The following is a 21,258-nucleotide window of genomic DNA, read 5'->3' on the forward strand; positions in this document are numbered from 1 at the left end:
CGTGGGATCAGCTCAGGTACTCCGCCAGCGCCGCGTGCAGCGGGGCGTCGACCCGGGCCAGCACCCGGGTGCCGGTCTCCAGGTGCGTCTCGCTGAGCATCTCGCCGTGGGTGTGGATCCGGGCGAGCAGGTCGCCGCGGCCGTACGGGACCACCGCGTCCACCTCGAACTCGGGGTGGGGCAGGTCGGCCTCGATCGCGGCCAGCAGCTGCTCGATGCCCTCGCCGGTGCGGGCCGAGACCAGCACCGAGTGCGGCTCGCGGCGGCGCAGGCGGGCGACCACGTCCGGGTCGGCCGCGTCGGCCTTGTTGAACACCACGATCTCCGGGATCTCGGCGGCGCCGATCTCGTGCAGCACCTCGCGCACGGCGGCGAGCTGGCCCTCGGGGTCCGGGTCCGAGACGTCCACCACGTGCAGGATCAGGTCCGCCTCGATCACCTCCTCGAGGGTCGAGCGGAACGCCTCCACCAGCAGGTGCGGCAGGTGCCGGACGAATCCGACGGTGTCCGCGACGGTGTAGCCGCGTCCGCCCGCGGTCTCGGTCCGGCGCACGGTCGGGTCGAGGGTGGCGAACAGCGCGTCCTCCACCAGCACGCCCGCCCCGGTGATCCGGTTGAGCAGCGAGGACTTGCCGGCGTTGGTGTAGCCCGCGATCGCGACCGAGGGCACCGCGTTGCGGCGGCGCTCGTGCCGCTTGGCCACCCGGCCCTTGCCCAGGTCCGCGATCTCCCGGCGCATCTTGGCCATCTTCTCGCGGATCCGGCGGCGGTCGAGCTCGATCTTGGTCTCACCGGGACCGCGGGTGGCGATGCCGCCGCCCCCGGCCGTACCGCCGCCGCCCATCTGGCGCGAGAGCGACTGGCCCCAGCCGCGCAGGCGCGGCAGCATGTACTGCATCTGCGCCAGGGCGACCTGCGCCTTGCCCTCCTTGGACTTGGCGTGCTGGGCGAAGATGTCCAGGATCAGCGCGGTGCGGTCCACCACCTTGACCTTGACCACGTCCTCGAGGTGGATCAGCTGGGCCGGGGTGAGCTCCCCGTCGCAGATCACCGTGTCCGCGCCGGTCTCGGCGACGATGTCGCGCAGCTCCTTGGCCTTGCCCGAGCCGATGTAGGTGGCCGGGTCGGGCAGGTCGCGACGCTGGGTGACGCCCTCGAGGACCTCGGAGCCGGCGGTCTCGGCCAGCGCCGCGAGCTCACGCATCGAGGCGTCCGCCTCGGCGGCGCTACCCGAGGTCCACACGCCCACCAGCACCACGCGCTCCAGGCGCAGCTGCCGGTACTCGACCTCGGTGACGTCCTGGAGTTCGGTGGAAAGGCCGGCCACACGCCGCAGGGAATGCCGATCGGCAAGGTCGAACTGCTCGCCGTCGTAGTCGTTCCCCGCAGCGTTCCGGATCTGGTACTCGGAATCGACTTCGTAACGGGAGTTGGTCATCTGTGCCCTTCAGCTTCTGCGGTGGTGAGCCGGGCTCGCTCGAGCCGGCCGTACTTCGATGGTGACACGCCCGGGCGGGCCCGGGCATGTCGTTTTTTCGCGCGCACGCAACACGACCCCGCCCCGCGGGTGCGCGGGACGAGGCCGTGGCCGGACGCTAGGAAGATCAGCGTGATGGATCGGATCAGCGCAGTGCCAGCTGGGGGACCTGGCCGCTGCCGGCCACCGGCAGGCTGCCGGCGTTCAGGCCGCCGGGCAGGACCACGGGGTAGGCCAGCAGGTTCGGCGTGGCGGTCATGGTCGCGCCCACACCCGCGGCCGCGGGTACCCGGCGGCTGACCGGGCGGGCGGCCGGGCGCGTCCCGGGCCGGACGGCGCCGCGGGGCACCGGCTTCGCCAGCGGCATGCTCTTGACGGCACCGGAACCGGCCGCCGCACCCACCCGCGCGGTGGGAACCGGGGCGGCGACACCGATGCGCTCGGATTCGAGCTGTGCGGCCAGTTCGGCCGCGGCGAGCTCGATGGAGACCTCGCGTAGGACGTCGGACAGGCGGGCCTGCAGGGCGTCGCAGATGGCCGCGAGCAGCTCCGAGGACGGCTCCTTCTGGCCGCGCTCGATCTCGGAGAGGTACCCGGGCGAGATTCTCGCCGCTGCGGCCAGTTGCCGCAGGGTACGGCCTTCGTCCTGGCGCTTGCGCCGAAGCACATCGCCGAGCAGGCGACGGATCAGGATCATGGCGTCGCTCCCTCCCTCTCATGAACTCGTCGTCGGTCAGTCGGCCGGGCTCACCCGCTCCTCGCGAGCTCGCTCGCGGTGATCGGGAGACCCCGTCACGCGGAGCGGCTTTCGGCCACCGTACCCGCTCCGGGTCCGGTATTCACCGGCCGGAGGAAAATTTCTTTCGGCCTCCGGCGCCGCCCAGCTTGTCCGAGGTGGACACCTTCGGGGTGTCCGCCCCCGTGGGCGCCATGCCGATCCGGACTCGGACGGCTCGCCCACATCCTGACAACGGCCCGGGGCCGGAGGTAATTCCCTCGCGTCTCGCGGGGTCCAGGACGCACAGGCGGACGCCGCCTCCTGTCTGCTTACTCTAAGACGTGCCACGGACGCTACCGGTTCATGCGCCGACCGGGAAATCTTTTGTCTACGCGTTACCCTGCTGCCCACGATGTGAGATGCGCCACCGCGTTCGCCAGGGCCAGCCGGGTCGCCGCCGCCTGGATCTCGGCCCGATCGCCCTCCAGCCTGGCCGGAACCACCAGCGCGTGATCGAGGTCGGGGCCGACCACCGCGATGTAGACCGTGCCCACCGGCCGCCCGTCCTGCTCGTCCGGACCGGCCACGCCGGTGGTCGCGACGCCCACGTCCGCACCGCACACCCGGCGCACCCCCACGGCCATCTGCCTGGCCACCTCGCCGTCCACCGCGCCGACCCGGCCGAGCAGCGCCGCGTCCACGCCCAGCACGCTGGCCTTGAGGTCGGTGGCGTAGGCGGTGACCGAGCCGCGCAGGACCGCGGAGGCCCCGGGCACCGCGGTCAGCGCGGCGGCCACCCGGCCGCCGGTGAGCGACTCGGCCACGGCCACGGTGAGCCGGGCCCGGCGGGCCACCAGGAGCAGCTGGAAGGCGGGGTCCTGCTCGTTCACCGGGCGCCGCCCGCTCCGGTCCGCAGCCGAACCGCGCGGGCCACGTAGTCCACCCCGGTTCCGACGGTCAACAGCAGGGCCGCGGCCATCACGACCGTGGCGCTCCACTGGAGCCAGGCCACGCCGGCCAGCGGCAGCACGTACAGGAAGATCGCCAGCGACTGCACCACGGTCTTGAGCTTTCCGCCCGGGCTGGCCGCGATGACGCCGTATCTGATCACCCAGAAGCGCATCAGCGTGATCCCGATCTCGCGCACCAGGATCACCACCGTCACCCACCACCACAGCTCGTGCAGCAGGCTCAGGCAGATCAGCGCCGAGCCGATCAGCGCCTTGTCCGCGATGGGGTCGGCGATCTTGCCGAAGTCGGTGATCAGGTCGTGCTTGCGGGCCAGCTCGCCGTCGAGCCGGTCGGTGGCCGAGGCCAGGAAGAACACGGCCGCCGCGGTCAGCCGCCAGGCCGTGCTGTGCCCGCCGTCGTGCATGAGCGCGGCCACGAACACCGGCACCAGCACGATCCGGGCCGCGGTGAGGATGTTGGCGATGTTCAACAGCGGCACGGGGGGCTTGGGGGCGGGCGCGGACGCCTCGTCGTCCGCCTCCAGGCGACGCTCGGCCGGGGTGGTCAACGGCGGCCCGTCGCGGCGCCGGTGGGCTTGGCGTACAGGTCCACGCCCTCGCTGCCCACCACCACGGCGTCCACCAGGTCGCCCACGCGCAGCGCGTACTCGGCGCCCTCGATCCGCACCGAGCCGTCCACCTCGGGACCCTGGTGCGCGCCGCGGCCCTCGGCCCAGTCCTCGCCGACCTCCTCGATCAGCACCCGCACCGGCTCGCCCACCCGCTCGGCGGCCCGGCTCGCGACCAGGTCGTCGGCCAGGTCGGCCAGCGCCGAGGCCCGCTCGTCGATCAGGTCCTGGTCGAGCTTGTCGGCGAACCCGGCGGCCTCGGTGCCGTCCTCGTCGGAATAGCCGAACACCCCGATCGCGTCCAGCCGGGCCTCGGTCAGGAAGCGCTCGAGCTCGGCGTAGTCCTCGTCGGTCTCGCCGGGGAATCCGACGATGAAGTTGGACCTGGCCCCGGCCAGCGGCGCCTGCTCGCGGATGGTGCCGAGCAGCTCGAGGAACCGGTCGGTGTCCCCGAAACGGCGCATCCGGCGCAGCACGCCGGGGGCGGAGTGCTGGAAGGACAGGTCGAAGTAGGGCACCACCTTGGGCGTGGTCGCCAGCGCGGTGACCAGGCTGGGCCGCAGCTCGGCCGGCTGGAGGTAGGACACCCGGATCCACTCGAGCCCGTCGATCGCGGCCAGTTCCGGCAGCAGCGTCTCGAGCAGGCGCAGGTCGCCCAGGTCCTTGCCGTAGGAGGTGGAGTTCTCGCTGACCAGCACCATCTCGCGCACGCCCTGGTCGGCCAGCCAGCGGGCCTCGGCCAGGATGTCGGCCGGGCGGCGGGAGAGGAACGCGCCGCGGAAGGCCGGGATCGCGCAGAACGAGCAGCGCCGGTCGCAGCCGGAGGCGAGCTTGAGCGGGGCCGAGGGGCCGTCGCCGAGCCGGCGGCGCGGGGTGCGCGGTCCCGAGGCGGGGGCCAGGCCCTCGGGCAGCTCGGCCACCGGCGTCTCGGGGGCGGCGGCCTGGCGCTCGACCGGGGTGAGCGGGAGCAGCTTGCGCCGGTCCGAGGGGGTGTGCGCCTCGATGTGGCCGCCGGCCAGGATGGTGCGCAGCCGGTCGCCGATGTCCCGGTAGGAGTCGAAGCCGAGCACGGCGTCGGCCTCGGGCAGTTCCTCGGCCAGCTGCTTGCCGTAGCGCTCGGCCAGGCAGCCGACCGCGACCACGGCCTTGGTGGCGCCGTGGCCCTTGAGGTCGGAGGCGGCCAGCAGGGTGTCGATCGAGTCCTTCTTCGCGGCGTCGACGAAGCCGCAGGTGTTGACCACCGCGATCTCGGCGTCCTCGGCCTCGTCCACCAGCTCGAATCCGTCGGCCGCGAGCCGGCCGGCCAGCTCTTCGGAGTCGACGTCGTTGCGGGCGCAGCCGAGCGTGATCAGGGCGACCTTGTGCGCCGCGCGCGGGCCGGCGTCGGACAGCGTGACGGGCGGTGTGGTGGAGCTGGGCATAGGACAAGACTATCCGGCGAAACCCTCCGGTGAACGCGCGCCGCCGGATGGGCGGACCCGAGGAGGCCGGTTCACCGCCCGCGCGCGGGCGGTGAACCCGGCTGCCCGGCAGGTCGGATCCGGGCCGGGCGGCGCCTCACAGCAGCCCGGCCGGTCCGAAGCTCGCGGTCACGACCTGCCCGGCCGCGCCGCCGGCCGTCACCGGCTTGCCGTTGAGCTCGAGCGCCACCCCGGCCGCGTCGCCGAGGGTCACGTCCAGGCGTGAGGCGTCGGTGAACTCCTTGGTCTGGTTCGGGTTGAGCACGTCCCAGTACAGCTGCTGCCCGGCCGCGTTGGTCACCCCGACCCACACCGCCGTGGCCTTGGTGGTGATCTTCAGGTCCACCGGGGCCTTGGGCGCGAGCACCGCCGGCGCGATCGGGGGCGCGGCGGCCGGCTTGTTGGTCACGAGCACCTGCGCCTGCGGCTTGGCCGCCCTGGCCGCGGTCGCGGCGCCGGCGTCGGCGCCGTGTCCCGGCCACAGCTGCACCGCGGCGACCAGGGCCACCGCGCCGACCGCGCCGAGCAGCGCCAGCGACCAGTTCGGCCCGGACCTCGTCTTCTCCTTCGACCCGCCCATGAACGCCGCGGGCGTCTCGTTGTGCGCCGCGCCCTCGGCCGCCACCGGGTCGACCAGGCGCATCGCCGAGCCGGAGTCCGCGTCGGTGTAGTCCAGCCGGCGCGGCTGCTTGAGCGCGGGCAGCTCCGGCGGCGGGTTCGAGCCGACCATCGGCACCAGCGAGGGCACCGCGCCGGGCACGATCGTGGGCAGTACCGCGCGGGCCCGGTTGGTCGCGGCCTGGCGCACGTCCTTGCGCTCGGAGCCGAGCGGCTTGGCCGGGCGCGCGGGCGGGGTGACGACGCGCGGCTTGCGCAGGTCCCGCTTGGTCAGCGGCGGCAGGTGCACCGCGCCGTACATGGCCAGCAGCGGCTCCGGATCGGCGCCGACGGCCTGGGCGTACGCGCGGATGTGGCCGCGGGCGTAGATGTCCCCGCCGCACTGCTCGAAGGCGCCCGCCTCCACTCGGCGCAGCGTCTCCGGTGTCATCCGGGTCGCCTCGCCCACCTGGCGCGCGGTCAGCCCGCGATCGATCCGGGCCCGCAGCAACAGTTCCCCGATCGCCCGGTGCCCGTCCTGGTCCTGCTGCTGCGTCATACCGCCGCCTCCCGTGATCAGTACCCGGATACGCCCCGCCTCGTCCGGCCGAGCCGGCCACGGGCTCCGGTCCCGTTTATCTGCTTGCCTTACCGGTTCGTGCCCGGTTCGGGGCGACCCGTCCCCTCCCAGACCGCGGTTTCCCCCGTTTGGCGGCCTGGTCATGTGGCCCGTACCGGCTAACGCGCAGGTGAGCGGAAGGTCACGCCTCGGCGTTCAGGGCGTCGAGGACCTGCTGCAGGTCCTCCGGACGTACCAGGACGTCGCGGGCCTTGGCACCCTCGGACGGCCCCACCACGCCGCGCTGCTCGAGCAGATCCATCAGCCGGCCGGCCTTGGCGAAGCCGACCCGCAGCTTGCGCTGGAGCATCGAGGTGGAGCCGAACTGGCTCGAGACGATCAGCTCGGCGGCGGCCACCAGCAGCTCGAGGTCGTCGCCGATCTCCTCCTCGGGCTTCTTCGGCCCGGCCGCGCCCTCGGTCACGTCGGTGCGGTACTCCGGGGCCTCGCGTTCCTTCCAGAACGCGACGACGCCGGTGATCTCCTCGTCCGAGAGGTACGCGCCCTGCAGCCGGATCGGCTTGGACGCGCCCATCGGCAGGAACAACGCGTCGCCCTTGCCCACCAGCTTCTCCGCGCCGGTCTGGTCCAGGATGACCCGGGAGTCGGCCAGCGAGGAGGTGGCGAAGGCGAGCCGGGACGGCACGTTCGCCTTGATCAGGCCGGTCACCACGTCCACGCTGGGGCGCTGGGTGGCCAGCACCAGGTGGATGCCGGCGGCCCGGGCGAGCTGGGTGATGCGCACGATCGAGTCCTCGACGTCGCGCGGGGCGACCATCATCAGGTCGGCCAGCTCGTCCACGATCACCAGCAGGTACGGGTAGACCCGGTACTCGCGGTCGCTGCCCAGCGGCGCCTTGACCTTCCCGGCGCGCACCGCCCGGTTGTAGTCGTCGAGGTGGCGGAACCCGGTCTCGGCCAGGTCGTCGTAGCGCAGCTCCATCTCGCGCACGACCCACTGCAGCGCCTCGGCGGCCTTCTTGGGCGAGGTGATGATCGGCACGATCAGGTGCGGCACGCCGTCGTACGCGGTCAGCTCCACCCGCTTGGGGTCCACCAGGATCAGCTTCACCTGCTCCGGGGTGGCCCGCATCAGCACCGAGGTGATGAGGGTATTGATGCACGTGCTCTTACCGGCGCCGGTGGCGCCGGCCACCAGGATGTGCGGCATACGGGTGAGGTTGGCCGTGATGTCGCGCCCCTCGACGTCCTTGCCGAGCCCGACCAGCATCGGGTGGCCGTCGGCCACCGCGTCGGGCGAGCGCAGGATGTCGCCGAGCGAGACCATCTCCCGGTCGGTGTTGGGGATCTCGATCCCTATGGCGCTCTTGCCCGGGATCGGGGACAGGATGCGCACGTCCGCCGAGGCTACCGAATAGGCGATGTTCTTCGACAGGGCCGTGATCCGCTCCACCTTCACCGCCTGGCCGAGCTCCACCTCGTAGCGGGTGACGGTCGGGCCGCGGGTGAAGCCGGTGACCCTGGCGTCCACCGAGAACTGGGCGAAGACCCCGGTGAGCGAGTCGACCACGGCGTCGTTCGCCTTCGACCTGGCCTTGAGCGGCGCGCCCGCGGCGAGCAGCTCCGACGGCGGCAGCGCGAGGTCGCCCGCGTCGCCGGAGGGCCGGGTGATCGGGAGCGCGTCCGGCTCGGGCCGCTTGGCCCGCGGGGCCTTGGCCTTCTTCTGCAACGGCAGCGGGGAGAGCAGCACCGTCGGCTCGGATTCGCCGCCGTCGAGGTCAGGGTCCTGCGGAAGCTCGGGGTCGACCTGCGGATCGGCCGGTCCGAGCGGCAGCCCGGCGACCACCGGCAGCTCGGTCGGGTCGCGCTGGTCGAGCCGGGGGTCGTCGTCGGGCAGCTGGCGGCCGTGGAAGGCGAGGTCGAGCATCCGGTCCGCCCGCGCCCTGGCCTCGCGCAGCCGGTCCGGGATCCGGTAGACCGGGGTGGCCGTGGTCACCAGCAGGCCGAAGAAGGCCAGGAGCAGCAGCAGCGGGACGGTCAGCCACTGGGTGAGCACCGCGGACAGCGGCGCCGAGGCGAACCAGCCGATCCAGCCGGTGCCGTGCCGCATGGCCTCCTCCCCCATCGAGGGCGTCGGGGCACCGCGGGCGATATGCGTGATGCCGAGTATCCCCAGGCTCAGGCAGGTCAGCCCGATCGCGATCCGCCCGGTCTCCTCGACGCTCTCGTGCGGGTGGCGCATGACCCGGAACGCCAGCCCGAACAGCACCAGCGGGATCACCCAGGCCAGGCAGCCCATCGCGCCCACGAAGAACGCGTAGACGCCGCCGCCCACGATCCCGGGCACCTTGTGGAAGACCGCGGCCCCGATGACGAGGCCGAGCGCGATCAGCAGCAGGCCCCAGCCGTCGCGCCGGTGGTCCGGATGCAGGCCGGTCTTCTCCGCGCCCGCGGCCGAGCCGTCGGCGCGCACCGGGCCGTCCGTGGCCATCGCGCCGCGCGGGGCCTTGCCCCGGCGACGGACCAGCGCGCCGATACCGCGGCCCGCGCCCATCCAGAGCATGGCCAGAAACAGCGTCAGACCGTGGAAGAACAGGTCGACCGGGCCGCGCAGGGTGGGCGTGGACGCAGAGCCCTTAGCCGGGCCCTTGGCCTTGCCGGACGCGGCGCGCGACGGCTTGGCGGCCGCCTTCTTGGCCGGACGCTTCGCCTGCGTGCGCTTCGCGGGGGCAGGGGACGGCATGCTCCGAGACTACTGGATGATGACCGGTCAGGCGCGGAGCGCGCACGCTCCGCGGGGCCGTGCGGCCTGCGGCCGGGCCCACTCAGGTCATCGCGTCGAGCGCGGAGCGCAGCCGCCCGAGCCGGCTGCCGAGGGTCTCGAGCGCGGCCGTGAGCTCCGCCTTGGCCACGCTCTCGCCGGACCCGTCCGCGGCCAGCTTCTCCAGCGTCCGGGTGTTCTCCTCCACCGCGGCCAGGCGCGCGGCCAGCTCGGCCACCAGCAGGGGCCCGTCGCGCCCGGCCTCGTCGCGTTCGGCGAGGCGGTCGGCGAGCAGCTGGGCCTGTTCCTTGAGCAGCAGGTTCTTGCGGTGCAGCTCCACGAACACGGACACCTTCGCCCGCAGGATCCACGGGTCGAACGGCTTGGCCAGGTAGTCCACCGCGCCCGCCGCGTAGCCGCGGAAGGTGTGGTGCGGCCCGTTGGACACCGCGGTCAGGAAGATGATCGGGATGTCCTTGGTGCGCTCGCGCCGCTTGATGTGCGCCGCCGTCTCGAAGCCGTCGAGGCCGGGCATCTGCACGTCCAGCAGGATCACCGCGAAGTCCTCGGTCAGCAGGGCCTTGAGGGCCTCCTCGCCCGAGGCGGCCCGCACCAGCGTCTGGTCCAGCGCGCCGAGCACGGCCTCGAGGGCGACCAGATTCTCCGGGCGGTCGTCCACGAGAAGGATCTTCGCCCGTTCCGTCACCATCGCCTTCGCCTTCCGCCGCGGGCCGGCCGGCCGAGGCCGGGCGCCGCCCAATCAATCGAACACTGTCGAGGAACTGCCGCCTCTACCGTACCCGCCCCGGGCCGTCACTCGCAGTGAGCCAAAGACGAATCAGATCGAGCAGCTGCCCGGTGACGACCGGCTTGGTCACGTATTCCGAGGCTCCGGCCTCGATGGCCTTCTCCCGGTCGCCCTGCATCGCCTTGGCCGTCAACGCGATGATGGGCAGGTCGGCGAAGCGCTCCATCCGCCGGATCGCGCGCATCGTGGTGTAGCCGTCCATCTCCGGCATCATGATGTCCATCAGCACCAGGTCGATCCGGTCCGAGCGCTCCAGCATGTCGATGCCCTCGAGCCCGTTCTCGGCGTAACGCACCGTCAGGCCGTGCTGCTCGAGCACGCTGGTGAGGGCGAAGACGTTGCGCACGTCGTCGTCCACGACCAGCACCACCTCGCCGTCGAAGCGGCCGCTGTAGCGGGCGCCGTCCAGGCCGAACCCGCGGGGCCGGGTCGCGGAACCCGGGGTGCGCCCTTCCACCGCGTGCGGCCGGTCGTCGGCCACCCCGAGCAGCCCGCGCTGTTCCGGCACCCGCACCCGCGGCACCGAGATCGCCTGGATCGGCGGCTCCATCGGCAGGTAGAGGGTGAAGACCGAGCCGCGCCCGAGCGTGGACTGCACCGTGATGGCGCCGCCGAGCAGGTGCGCGATCTCCCGGCTGATGGACAGGCCGAGGCCGGTGCCCGCGTACTTGCGGCTGATCGTGCCGTCGGCCTGGGCGAAGGCCTCGAAGATGATGCGCAGCTTCTCCTCGGCGATGCCGATCCCGGTGTCGGCCACCTCGAAGGCCACCGCCTTGGGCAGCGCCACCAGCTGCTCCCCGTCGCCCACGTGCACCTGTTCGGACACGGAGATGCTCAGCTCCACCGTGCCCTCGCCGGTGAACTTCGCCGCGTTGGACAACAGGTTGCGCAGCACCTGCTGGAGCCGCTGCTCGTCGGTGTGCAGCTCGGCCGGGGCGTGCGGGTCGAGCCGCACGGCGAAGTCGAGTCCCTTCTCCGCGGTGAGCGGGCGGAACGTCGCCTCCACGTACTCGACCAGCGAGGACAGGGCTATCGGGCCGGCCTGCACGTCCATCCGGCCGGCCTCGATCTTGGACAGGTCCAGGATGTCGCTGATCAGGCCGAGCAGGTCGGATCCGGAGCCGTGGATGGTCTCGGCGAACTCGATCTGCTTGGACGTCAGATTGCCCTCGCTGTTGTCCGCCAGCAGCCGGGCCAGGATCAGCAGGCTGTTGAGCGGGGTGCGCAGCTCGTGCGACATGTTGGCCAGGAACTCGCTCTTGTACTTGCTCGCCAGCGCCAGCTGGTCGGCCCGCTCCTGCAGCGCCTGCCTGGCCTGTTCGATCTCGGAGTTCTTGACCTCGATGTCCTTGTTCTGCCGGGCCAGCAGCGCCGCCTTCTCGGCCAGCTCCGCGTTGGACCGGCGCAGTTCCTCCTGCTGGGACTGGAGTTCCTCGGAGCGCTCCTCGAGCTGCGCGGTCAGCTGCCGGGACTTGCCCAGCAGGTCCTCGGTGACCGAGTTGGCGATGATCGTGTTCACCGTGACCCCGACCGACTCGATGATCTGGTCGAGGAACGCCAGCTGGATCTCGGTGAACTGCTCGAACGAGGCGATCTCGATGACCGCGAGCACCTGGCTCTCGAACAGCACAGGAAGCACGATCAGCGAGGCCGGGTCGGCCGAGCCGAGGCCGCTGCCGATGCGCAGGTAGCCGGCCGGGACCCGGGTCAGGTGGATGGGCTTGCGCTGCGCGGCCACCTGGCCCACCAGCCCGTCGCCGAGCCGGAAGGCCACGTCCACCCCGTCCGGGGCGGTGGCCACCCGGCCGTAGCCGGCCAGCATCCGCAGCCGGCCGTTCTCCAGCAGGTAGAAGGCGCCGTGCTGGCCGTTGACCACCGGGGTCAGCTCGGCCATGATCAGCTGCGCCACGGCCAGCGGGTCGCGCTGCCCCTGCATCAGGGAGCTGATGCGAGCCAGGTTGCCCTTGAGCCAGTCCTGGTCCTGGTTGCGCCGGGTGGTCTCGCGCAGGTTGGCGATCATCTGGTTGATGTTGTCCTTGAGCGCGTCCACCTCCCCGGACGCGTCCACGTCGATCTGCTGGGTCAGGTCGCCGCGGGTGACCGCGGTGGCCACCTCGGCGATGGCGCGCACCTGGGTGGTGAGGTTTCCGGCGAGCTGGTTGACCGACTCGGTCAGCCGCTGCCAGGTGCCGGCCACGCCGGGCACGGTGGCCTGGCCGCCGAGCTGGCCCTCGGTGCCCACCTCGCGGGCGACCCGGGTGACCTCGGAGGCGAAGGCGGAGAGCTGGTCGACCATGGTGTTGATCGTGGTCTTGAGCTCGAGGATCTCCCCGCGCACGTCCACGTCGATCTTCTTGGACAGGTCGCCCCGGGCCACGGCGGTGGTGACCATGGCGATGTTGCGCACCTGGCCGGTGAGGTTGTTCGCCATGACGTTGACGGTGTCGGTCAGGTCCTTCCAGGTGCCGGCCACGCCGGGCACCTTGGCCTGGCCGCCGAGCCGCCCCTCGGTGCCCACCTCGCGCGCGACCCGGGTGACCTCGTCGGCGAACGCGGAGAGCTGGTCCACCATCGCGTTGATGGTGTTCTTGAGCTCGAGCACCTCGCCGCGCGCGTCCACGTCGATCTTCTCGGACAGATCTCCCCGGGCCACCGCGATGGCCACCTGGGCGATGCCGCGCACCTGGCTGGTGAGGTTGTAGGCCATGACGTTGACCGTGTCGGTCAGGTCCTTCCAGATCCCGGCCACCCCGCGCACGTGCGCCTGGCCGCCGAGCTGGCCGTCCGTACCCACCTCGCGCGCGACCCGGGTGACCTCGTCCGCGAACGCGGAGAGCTGGTCCACCATGGTGTTGACGGTCTCCTTCAGCTGAAGGATCTCGCCGCGCGCGTCCACGCTGATCTTCTGGGACAGGTCGCCCTTGGCCACGGCCGTGGTGACCAGGGCGATGTTGCGCACCTGGCTGGTCAGGTTCGAGGCCATCGAGTTGACCGAGCTGGTCAGCTCCTGCCACACGCCCGCCACGCCCGGCACCTTGGCCTGGCCGCCGAGCTGGCCCTCGGTGCCCACCTCGCGGGCAACCCGGGTGACCTCGGAGGCGAACGCGGAGAGCTGGTCCACCATCGCGTTCACGGTGTTCTTGAGCTCGAGCACCTCGCCGCGGGCGTCCACGTCGATCTTCTCTGACAGATCTCCCCGGGCCACCGCCGTGGTGACCTGGGCGATGTTGCGCACCTGGCTGGTCAGGTTCGAGGCCATCGAGTTGACCGAGTTGGTCAGGTCCTTCCACGTGCCGCCGACGCCCGGCACCAGCGCCTGGCCGCCCAGCTTGCCCTCGGTGCCCACCTCGCGCGCGACCCGGGTGACCTCGTCGGCGAAGGTGGAGAGCTGGTCCACCATCGAGTTGATGGTCTCCTTCAGCTCGAGCATCTCGCCGGAGACCTCGACCGTGATCTTCTGCGACAGGTCGCCCTCGGCCACCGCCGTGGTGACCCCCGCTATGTCGCGCACCTGCGCGGTGAGGTTGCGCGCGGCGGAGTTGACCGAGTCGGTCAGGTCGCGCCAGATGCCGTCGGCGCCGGGCACCACGGCCTGCCCGCCGAGCTGGCCCTCGGTGCCGAGCTCGCGGGTGACCCGGATCACCTCGGAGGCGAAGCCGGAGAGCTGGTCGACCATCGAGTTGATGGTGGCCTTGAGCTCGGCCATGGCCCCCGCCGCCGGGCCCTCGACCTTGCGCGAGAGGTCGCCGTCGGCCACCGCGGTGGTCACCCGCAGCAGCTCGTGCACCTGGTCGGCGAAGCGGTTGGTGGTCTGCTCCATCGAGCCGATCAGGATGGACCACTCCCCCGGGAACTGACCGGCCCGCGGCCCGCCGTTGCCCGCGGCGCCCGCGCCGTTCGTACCCGCGTCGGCCCGGGCGGCCGCGCCGGCCTCGGTGCCCGCGCCCGCGCCGGCCCGATTCATCCGGTCGATCGCCTCGTGCAGCTGCAGCTGTTGGGCAGCCAGCCGGTTCACCCCGCGTACCTGGCGCAGCACGTCCCCGCGCAGTGAGCGCCCGTCCACCTGGAGCGGCAGCGGGGCGGCCGCGGCCTCGCGCAGCTTGCCCTCGGCGAGCAGCTCCACCACCTGGCCGGTCTCCTGCATCGGCAGGACCAGCCCGTCCAGCATCGAGTTCATCGCGTCCGCGGTGCGCTGCCAGGACCCGGCACCGGGCCCGTGCGCCACCCGCGCGGCCAGCCGCCCGTCCCGGCCCACCGCCTTGGCCACCCGGCCGACCTCGGCGTGCAGGGCCTGCTCGCGGTCCACGATGTCGTTGACCACCGCCGCCAGCGGAGCCAGCGGCGAGCCCGGGCGCACGTCCAGACGCCGGCGCAGGTCGCCGTCACGCACCTGCCGCAGGGTACGCAGCGCCTCCGCGAGTTCCGCCGCCGTGGCCCCGTCCACTCCCGCGTCCACCGCGTTGCCCGCGCGCTGCGTCATCGCCTCTCCTCCACCTCTGCCGGTAACCACCGTCCTCGTATCGTATGCCCGTCCCGACCAGTGCCTGTCCGGTTTCGCACGGAATTCCGCGGCGTTCGCGTCGTGAACGCGTCCTGTTCGATACCCGTGTGCGCCCGGGGCTCTAGACTGCCGCGGTGAGCATGACCCGCGTCGCCGAGTTCGCCGCCGCCCCCGGCGCGGCCAACGACGCGCGCAGGTTCGTCCGGGAAACCCTGGCGGAATGGGATAAAACGGGCGGCCTCGGCGTCGAATCCGTCCTCGACGACATCCTGCTGCTCACCAGCGAACTCGTCACCAACGCGGTCGTGCACGCGGGCACCAGCGCCGTGGTGACCTGCGAACTGCGGCCCGGGCCCGACGGCGAGCCGGCCGCGGTGCGGATCGAGGTGGCCGACCGGCATCCCGGCAAGGCCCTGCCCGCGCCCCGGCCCCCCTCGAGTCGGGACGCCGCGCCCGAGTTCGACCAGGAGCATCCGATCCCGGACTCCCCCGAGCACGGCTGGGGCCTGTATCTGACGGCGCATCTGGCCGACGCCTGGGGCGTGCAGTACTCGCGCACCCGCAAGCAGGTCTGGTTCGACCTGCCGCTGCCCGAGCGCGCCGCCGAGGGCGCGGTTCCGGCCCCGCCGGCGGTGCCCGGGCACGACCCGGCCGACGCGCTGCCCGCCTGGGACCCGCACAGCGTGGAAGAGCTCGACGAACACCTGCGCAACGTGGCCGAGCACATCAGGAACCTGTTCGACCTGGACACCGCGCTGATCCTGCTGACCCAGGACGACGCCCCCGGCACGCTGCGGGTGCGCGCCGCCGCCGGACTCCCGGCCGGATCGCTGCCGCAGGTCACCCAGGCCCCGAGCGCGGCCAGCCGGATCGACCTGTCCGCCGTCCCCGCCGTCTACCCGGACCTGGCCGGACGCGGGGAGCACTCCAGCGCTCTGCTGTCCGCGCTGGCCGGCCTTGGGCTGCGCTCGCTGTCCACCGCGCCGCTGACCGTGGGCGGGCGCACCACCGGCCTGATCGCGGTGGCCGACCACGGCCCCGACCGGATCGGGGAGGCCGACGCGCTGCGGCTGGCCCGGGAGGCCGAGCGGATCGCGCTGACGGTGGAGACCGCGCGGCTGGCCGAGGCCGGGCAGAGCCGCCGGGCCGCGCTCTCCTTCCTGGCCGAGGCCGGGGAGCTGCTGGCCGGCTCGCTCGACCCCGAGCGCACGCTCGCGCTGGCCGCGCAGCTGCTGGTGCCCTCGCTGGCCCGCTGGTGCGCGATCTACCGGCGCAACGAGATCGGCCGGCGCCGCCCCGCCATGGTCTGGCACGCGGACGAGGACTGGTACGACCCGCTGGCCGAGGCCGTGGCCGCCGCCGGGGAGCCGGCCCCGGGCACGGACGCCTCGCAGTGGCCGCACTCCGAGCACGCCGCGCTGCGCCCCGGGGAGCTGCTTGTGCTCCCGCTCGAGGCCCGCGGCCACCCGCTCGGCACCATCGCCCTGGCCACCGCGCCGGGCTCCCGGCTCACCCGCGAGGCCGCCGACCTGGCCTGGGACCTGGCCCGGCGCATCTCGGTCACCTACGACGCCGCGCTCTCCTACGCCGAGCTGCGCCGTACCGCCCACCAGCTGCAGTCCTCGCTGCTGCCGCCGGAGATCCCGCACGTGGACGGCGCCGACATCGCCGTGTTCTACCACCCGGCCGGGCAGGACGGCGCGGGCCCGGACATCGGCTACGACACGCTGGTGGGCGGCGACTTCTACGACGTGTTCGAGATCCGCCCCGGCTGCTGGGGCCTGGCCGTGGGCGACGTGTGCGGCACCGGCCCGCAGGCGGCCGCGGTCACCGGCCTGGCCCGGCACTCGCTGCGGCTGCTCGCCCGCGAGGGCCTGCGCCCGTCCACCGTGCTGCACCGGCTGAACCAGGCCATCCTGGACGAGGGCGAGCGCGGGCGCTTCCTGACCTTGATATACGCCGAGGCCGAGCCGCAGCCGGACGGCTCGCTCAGCCTCGCGCTGATCTGCGCCGGGCACCCGCCGCCGCTGATCCTGCGCACCGACGGCCGGGTGGAGGCCGCGGGATCCTCGCAGCCGCTGCTGGGCGTGATCGAGGGCGACCCCGGCTTCCACGTCGACTCGGTGGCGCTGCGGCCAGGCGACGCCATGCTCTGCTTCACCGACGGGGCCTCGGAGCGGCGCCGGGGCGGCGCGATGCTCGGCGACGACGGCCTCGCCCGGCTGCTCGCGGACTGCCGGACGCTGTCCGCGGCCGGGATCACCGCGCGGATCCAGCGCGGCGTGGAGCAGTTCGGCGACGGCCCGCTGGGCGACGACATGGCCCTGCTCGCACTGCGTGCCGCGCCCGGAAACGAGGGCGCGGCACGCGGCGGGCGAACGGCATAGTCGGACAGTCCGAATATCTCCGGCGTGTCTAACCCATTTCCTCCAGCGCCTTGCCCTTCGTCTCCTTGATGAACTTCACCACGAAGAAGAAGGACACGAACGCCATGCAGGCGTAGATGATGTACGAGCCGCTGAGCGACCAGCGGCTCATGGTCGGGAAGGACTGGGAGACCGCGAAGTTGGCCAGCCACTGGAAGGACGCGGCGACCGAGAGCGCGAGCGCGCGGATCTTGTTCGGGAACATCTCGCCGAGCAGCACCCACACGACCACGCCCCAGGACATGGCGAAGAAGAACACGTAGATGTGTGCGCCGACGATGGCGGTGGTGCCGTAGGCCTTCGGGATCGAACTGACCGCGGTGGACTTGTTCACGTGCGAGAAGGCGAAGGCCACCACGGCCAGCGAGACCGTCATGCCGAGCGAGCCGATCAGCAGCAGCGGCTTGCGTCCGACCCGGTCGATCACCGAGATCGCCACCACCGTGCCGATCACGTTCACGATCGAGGTGGAGACCGACAGGAGCAGCGAGTTCGAGACGTTGTACCCCACGGACTGCCACAGCAGCGAGGAGTAGTAGAAGATGACGTTGATACCCACGAACTGCTGGAAGATCGACAGCCCGATACCGATCAGCACGATCGGCAGCACGAAGCCGTTGGAACCGAGCAGGTCGCGGAACGCGGGTTTGTGTTCGGACTTGATGACGTGGTCGATCTCGGCGATCCGCGCGTCGAGGTCGACGTCCTCCCCCTCGACCTTCTGCAGCACGTCCTGGGCCCGGCCGACCTGCCTCGTGGCGATCAGGTAGCGCGGCGACTCCGGCACCATCAGCGCGAGCAGGCCGTAGAGCACAGCGGGGAAGGCCTCGATGATCAGCATCCAGCGCCAGGCCTGCAATCCCCAGAGGTTGTTCGTGGTCTGACCGTTGGCCGCTTCGTTCAGGCCGTAGTTGATCAGCTGGGAGACGAAGATGCCGAGCACGATCGCCATCTGCTGGAGCGAGCCGAGCCGGCCGCGGTACTGCGCCGGGGCCACCTCGGCGATGTAGGTGGGCGCGACCACCGAGGCGATACCGATGCCGATACCGCCGACGATGCGCCAGATCGACAGGTCCACGATGGAGAACGCGAGGCCGGATAGGACGCCGGAGACCACGAAGAGGACCGCGGCGATCAACATGACCTTGACCCGGCCGATCCGGTCGGCCATGGACCCCGCGATCCATGCGCCGAAGGCCGAGCCGAGCAGGGCCGAGGCCACCGCGAAGCCGGTCGCGCTCGAGCCCACGTTGAAGTGCTTCTGGATACCGGTGACCGCTCCGTTGATCACGGAGCTGTCGTATCCGAACAGGAATCCACCCATGGCGGCCGCGGCCGCGATGAAGATCACGTAGCCGAAATGTTCTTCACCTTCATGAACACTCTTTCCCATCGCCATGATCGGAAGGTAACCCGCGAACCGGGTGGGAAACCCCCCGGGCGAGCCGAAGGAGTGACGAGACGTCACCCACCCCCGCTCCGGACGGTGGAGCGGGGGTGGGTGAGAGGTCTGTGTGCGGCGCCGGTCAGCGCATCGCGGCGAAGCGCGACATCGCGTGCTCGACCAGGCGGATCAGTGTCAGCTTGGTCGACTCCCGCGAACGGGCGTCACAGGTCACTATCGGCACGTCGGCCTGCACCGAGAGGGCCTCGCGTACATCGTCCATCTCGTGGCTGAGCACGCCGTCGAAACAGTTGACCGCGATGATGTACGGCAGCCCCGCGTCCTCGAAGTAGTCGATCGCGGCGAAGCAGTCGGCCAGTCGGCGGGTGTCGACCAGTACCACGGCGCCGATCGCGCCCCGGGTCAGGTCGTCCCACATGAACCAGAACCGGTTCTGGCCGGGTGTGCCGAACAGGTAGAGGATCAGTTCACGGTCGAGCGATACACGGCCGAAGTCCATGGCCACGGTGGTCGTGGTCTTGTCCGGGACCTTGCTCAGGTCGTCGATCCCGTCGCTCGCGGCCGTCATAACCGCTTCCGTGGTCAGCGGGCTGATCTCGGAGACGGCACCGACGAAGGTGGTCTTGCCGACTCCGAACCCGCCCGCCACGACGATCTTGACCGAGGTAGTCGGTCCGGAGGGCGCGGGCGCGGCGTAGCCCGCACTAGAGGTTGCGAAGTCCAAGGAGCACCCTTTCCAGAAGCGCGAGGTCCGGCTTGCCCTCGGCGGAACCCGGCTGCTGGACTGCGATCAGGCCCGACTCGGCCATGTCTCCGACCATCACCCGGGCCACGCCCAGCGGCATCCGCATCAGCGCGGCGATCTCGGCCAGCGACTTGATCTCGATACACAGTTCGCAGATCCGCTGGTGTTCCGGCATGAGTCCGTAGCCGGCGTTGCGGCCCTGAGGCGTGGTGGTCACCAGCGCCTCGATGGCCAGTTGGTAGCGCGCCCGCGTCCGGCCGCCGGTCATGGCGTACGGGCGGACAAGCGGGGAAGAGTCTTGTCCTGAGCTCAATGAAACCGTCCTTCACGCGGGGGATAGGGCGTGCGCCTACCGGGGGAGCGAGTTCTGCAGCTCCGCCCGCAGCGCGGGCGTGAGCGTGTCTCCGGCCCGCTCCACCAGAAGGGCCATCTCGTATCCGATCAGACCCATGTCGCAATCCGAGGAGGCCAGCACCGCGAGCACCGACCCGTCGCTGATGGCCATGACGAACAGGAAGCCGCGCACCATCTCGACCACGGTCTGGGTGACCGAGCCGCCCTCGAAGATCCGGGCGGCTCCGGTGGTCAGGCTGGAAAGGCCGGATGCCACCGCGGCGAGCTGGTCGGCCCGATCCCGCGGGAAGCCGTTCGAGACGGCGAGCAGCAGGCCGTCCGAGGACACCACGACGGTGTGGGCCACACCCGGCACCCGGTCCACGAAGTTGGTGATCAGCCAGTTGAGGTTCTGCGCCGCCTGGCTCAGCTCGCTCACGGTTGTGCCCTTTCGAAATGGTTGCCTGGAGTAGTGCTGGCCACGACGATCAGCGCTCGCCTTCGGACGGGTTTTCCTGACCGGTGGCGGCGTCGCGGCCCTGGCGAAGGCCGCGGTGGAAGCTGGAGAGCCGTCCGCGCACCTCTTCGGCCGAGCGTGCCGCCATCGGCGGCGGGGTGGCCTTGGCCGCCCCGGTGCCGCCGGCCGAGCCGGGCACCAGATTGGACTTGGGCACGCGCTTGGGCAGGCCCTTCTGGGTGAGGCCGGCCGCGACCGGCTTGGCCGCGGCCTGCGCCGCCCGCCAGCCCTCGTCTCCCGGTGAGGACCAGGCCCCGGAGGCACCGCGCGCCCCTTCCGGAGCCCGCACCTCCTCCGCGGCCGGGGCGGACGAGGATGGCCAACTCGGCGCGGGGGTCTCCATAGGCCTGTCTCCTGCGGAGTTCGGTACGGGTGCCGGGGCCGGGCTGCGCAGCTCGGCGGGCGGCTGTGGCGGGAATCCGGGCGCCTGCTCCAGCGGCTCGGCCGGTCGGGCCTGCGGTGCCGGGGCGGGCGCGGGAGCGGGTGCCGGCGCGGCGACCGGAGCGGGCGCCGCCTGCGCCTGCGGAGCCTGCGGCACGGACGGGCGCTGGGCCGCGGCCTGGGCTTGGGCCCTGGCCTCGTCGCGGCGGCGGAACCACTCGGACTCCATCGCCTCGAAGATCGGCAGGCGCTCGTCGGTGACCGGGGCCGGGGGCAGCGGGTCGGCCGCGAAGAGCCGGTCGGCCACCGAGAACGAGCCGGAGCCTGACGGGTCCGCCTGGGGCTGCGGGGTGAGCCGGAACTGCGCGGTGTCGTCCGAGCGGCGCTGCTGCGGGGCCGGGGCCTGGCGCTGCGCCGGAGCCTGCGGCGGGACCACCGGGAACTGCCCGGTGTCGCCGGAGCGCTTCTGGGCGGGCGGCGGGCCCTGCGGCGGGACGACCGGGAACTGCCCGGTGTTGCCCACGTCGCGGATCCGCGGCAGCTGTCCGGTGGACTCGGCCGGGCGCGGCGCCTGAGCCGGCGGGGCGACCGGGGGGGCCGGCGGCATCTGCTGGGGCAGCACGGGCTGCTGCGGCAGGGCGGCCGGCGGCTGCGGCGGCTGGAACGGCGGCTGCTGCGGGGCCGGCTGCTGCAGGCCCTGCGCGGACCCGTCGAGGCCGAGCTCGGCGCGCGGGGCGGCCCGGAACGGGTTGCCCGGCGCCGGAGCCTGCGGCTCCGAGCCGAATCCGGCCGGGGCCTGCGGCGCGCCGTACGGCGGCATCGAGGGAGCCTGCGGCTGCTGCGGCGCGCCGAAGGGCGAGTCGGAGCCGTACGACGTGTCCTGACCGCCGAAGGGCGAGTCGAACGGGGCGTCGTCGCGGGAACCGGGCTGCGCGGCGAACGGGTTGACCGGCGGGCCGACCGGCGGGGC

Annotated in this window: 13 protein-coding genes and 2 pseudogenes; 1 reads left to right on the forward strand and 14 read right to left on the reverse strand. The window is 72.3% G+C overall.

Annotated elements, in window-relative coordinates; translation table 11 throughout:
• Nucleotides 1–7: 7 nt before the first annotated feature.
• The 9 genes and pseudogenes from hflX to KDL01_RS16040 form a co-directional block, all read right to left on the reverse strand.
• Nucleotides 8–1,438, reverse strand: coding sequence for a GTPase HflX (gene hflX, locus KDL01_RS16000; protein WP_212529295.1), 1,431 nt, complete (start codon nucleotides 1,436–1,438; stop codon nucleotides 8–10).
• 400 nt (nucleotides 1,439–1,838) lie between these two features.
• Nucleotides 1,839–2,174, reverse strand: a pseudogene (locus KDL01_RS45260) (helix-turn-helix domain-containing protein); the annotation flags it as partial.
• 416 nt (nucleotides 2,175–2,590) lie between these two features.
• A complete protein-coding gene (locus KDL01_RS16010) occupies nucleotides 2,591–3,085 on the reverse strand; it encodes a CinA family protein (RefSeq protein WP_212529297.1) in 495 nt (164 codons plus the stop codon).
• Entirely contained in the window at nucleotides 3,082–3,714 is a 633-nt protein-coding gene (pgsA, locus tag KDL01_RS16015) for a CDP-diacylglycerol--glycerol-3-phosphate 3-phosphatidyltransferase (protein WP_246576507.1), read from the reverse strand. The genes KDL01_RS16010 and pgsA overlap by 4 nt, the downstream gene beginning before the upstream one ends.
• Nucleotides 3,711–5,195: a 30S ribosomal protein S12 methylthiotransferase RimO gene (gene rimO, locus KDL01_RS16020; protein WP_212529298.1), complete on the reverse strand. Its 1,485-nt coding sequence runs from the start codon at nucleotides 5,193–5,195 to the stop codon at nucleotides 3,711–3,713. Before rimO ends, pgsA begins: the two co-directional genes overlap by 4 nt.
• 136 nt (nucleotides 5,196–5,331) lie before the next feature.
• Nucleotides 5,332–6,390, reverse strand: a complete 1,059-nt coding sequence (locus KDL01_RS16025) for a helix-turn-helix domain-containing protein (RefSeq protein WP_212529299.1) — start codon at nucleotides 6,388–6,390, stop codon at nucleotides 5,332–5,334.
• A 202-nt stretch (nucleotides 6,391–6,592) separates the two neighbouring features.
• Nucleotides 6,593–9,154, reverse strand: a complete 2,562-nt coding sequence (locus KDL01_RS16030; RefSeq protein WP_212529300.1) for a DNA translocase FtsK — start codon at nucleotides 9,152–9,154, stop codon at nucleotides 6,593–6,595.
• An 82-nt stretch (nucleotides 9,155–9,236) separates the two neighbouring features.
• Nucleotides 9,237–9,878 (reverse strand): response regulator, encoded by a 642-nt coding sequence (locus KDL01_RS16035; RefSeq protein ID WP_368861579.1) that lies wholly within the window; start codon nucleotides 9,876–9,878, stop codon nucleotides 9,237–9,239.
• An 85-nt stretch (nucleotides 9,879–9,963) separates the two neighbouring features.
• Complete coding sequence (locus tag KDL01_RS16040; protein ID WP_246576508.1) at nucleotides 9,964–14,460, reverse strand: HAMP domain-containing protein; 4,497 nt, start codon at nucleotides 14,458–14,460, stop codon at nucleotides 9,964–9,966.
• Nucleotides 14,461–14,621: 161 nt separating this feature from the next.
• Between KDL01_RS16040 and KDL01_RS16045 the strand changes: the two genes are divergently transcribed.
• Complete coding sequence (locus KDL01_RS16045) at nucleotides 14,622–16,868, forward strand: SpoIIE family protein phosphatase (protein ID WP_246576511.1); 2,247 nt, start codon at nucleotides 14,622–14,624, stop codon at nucleotides 16,866–16,868.
• Between the two features lie 28 nt (nucleotides 16,869–16,896).
• Here KDL01_RS16045 and KDL01_RS16050 read toward each other — a convergent pair whose 3' ends face one another.
• From KDL01_RS16050 to KDL01_RS16070, 5 genes and pseudogenes are all read right to left on the reverse strand, one after another.
• The gene (locus tag KDL01_RS16050) at nucleotides 16,897–18,306 is read right to left on the reverse strand and encodes a sugar porter family MFS transporter (RefSeq protein WP_212529303.1); all 1,410 of its coding nucleotides are present in this window, start codon (nucleotides 18,304–18,306) and stop codon (nucleotides 16,897–16,899) included.
• A 127-nt stretch (nucleotides 18,307–18,433) separates the two neighbouring features.
• Complete coding sequence (locus tag KDL01_RS16055; protein ID WP_212529304.1) at nucleotides 18,434–19,036, reverse strand: GTP-binding protein; 603 nt, start codon at nucleotides 19,034–19,036, stop codon at nucleotides 18,434–18,436.
• On the reverse strand, nucleotides 19,017–19,370 hold the full coding sequence (locus KDL01_RS16060) for a DUF742 domain-containing protein (protein WP_212529305.1): 354 nt from the start codon (nucleotides 19,368–19,370) through the stop codon (nucleotides 19,017–19,019). Before KDL01_RS16060 ends, KDL01_RS16055 begins: the two co-directional genes overlap by 20 nt.
• Before the next feature lie 36 nt (nucleotides 19,371–19,406).
• Nucleotides 19,407–19,829, reverse strand: a complete 423-nt coding sequence (locus KDL01_RS16065; protein WP_034265643.1) for a roadblock/LC7 domain-containing protein — start codon at nucleotides 19,827–19,829, stop codon at nucleotides 19,407–19,409.
• 49 nt (nucleotides 19,830–19,878) lie between these two features.
• Nucleotides 19,879–21,258, reverse strand: a pseudogene (locus KDL01_RS16070) (hypothetical protein); the annotation flags it as partial.

Origin of the sequence: Actinospica durhamensis (assembly GCF_018139695.1) — a bacterium.
Classification (GTDB): Bacteria; Actinomycetota; Actinomycetes; order Streptomycetales; family Catenulisporaceae; genus Actinospica; species Actinospica durhamensis.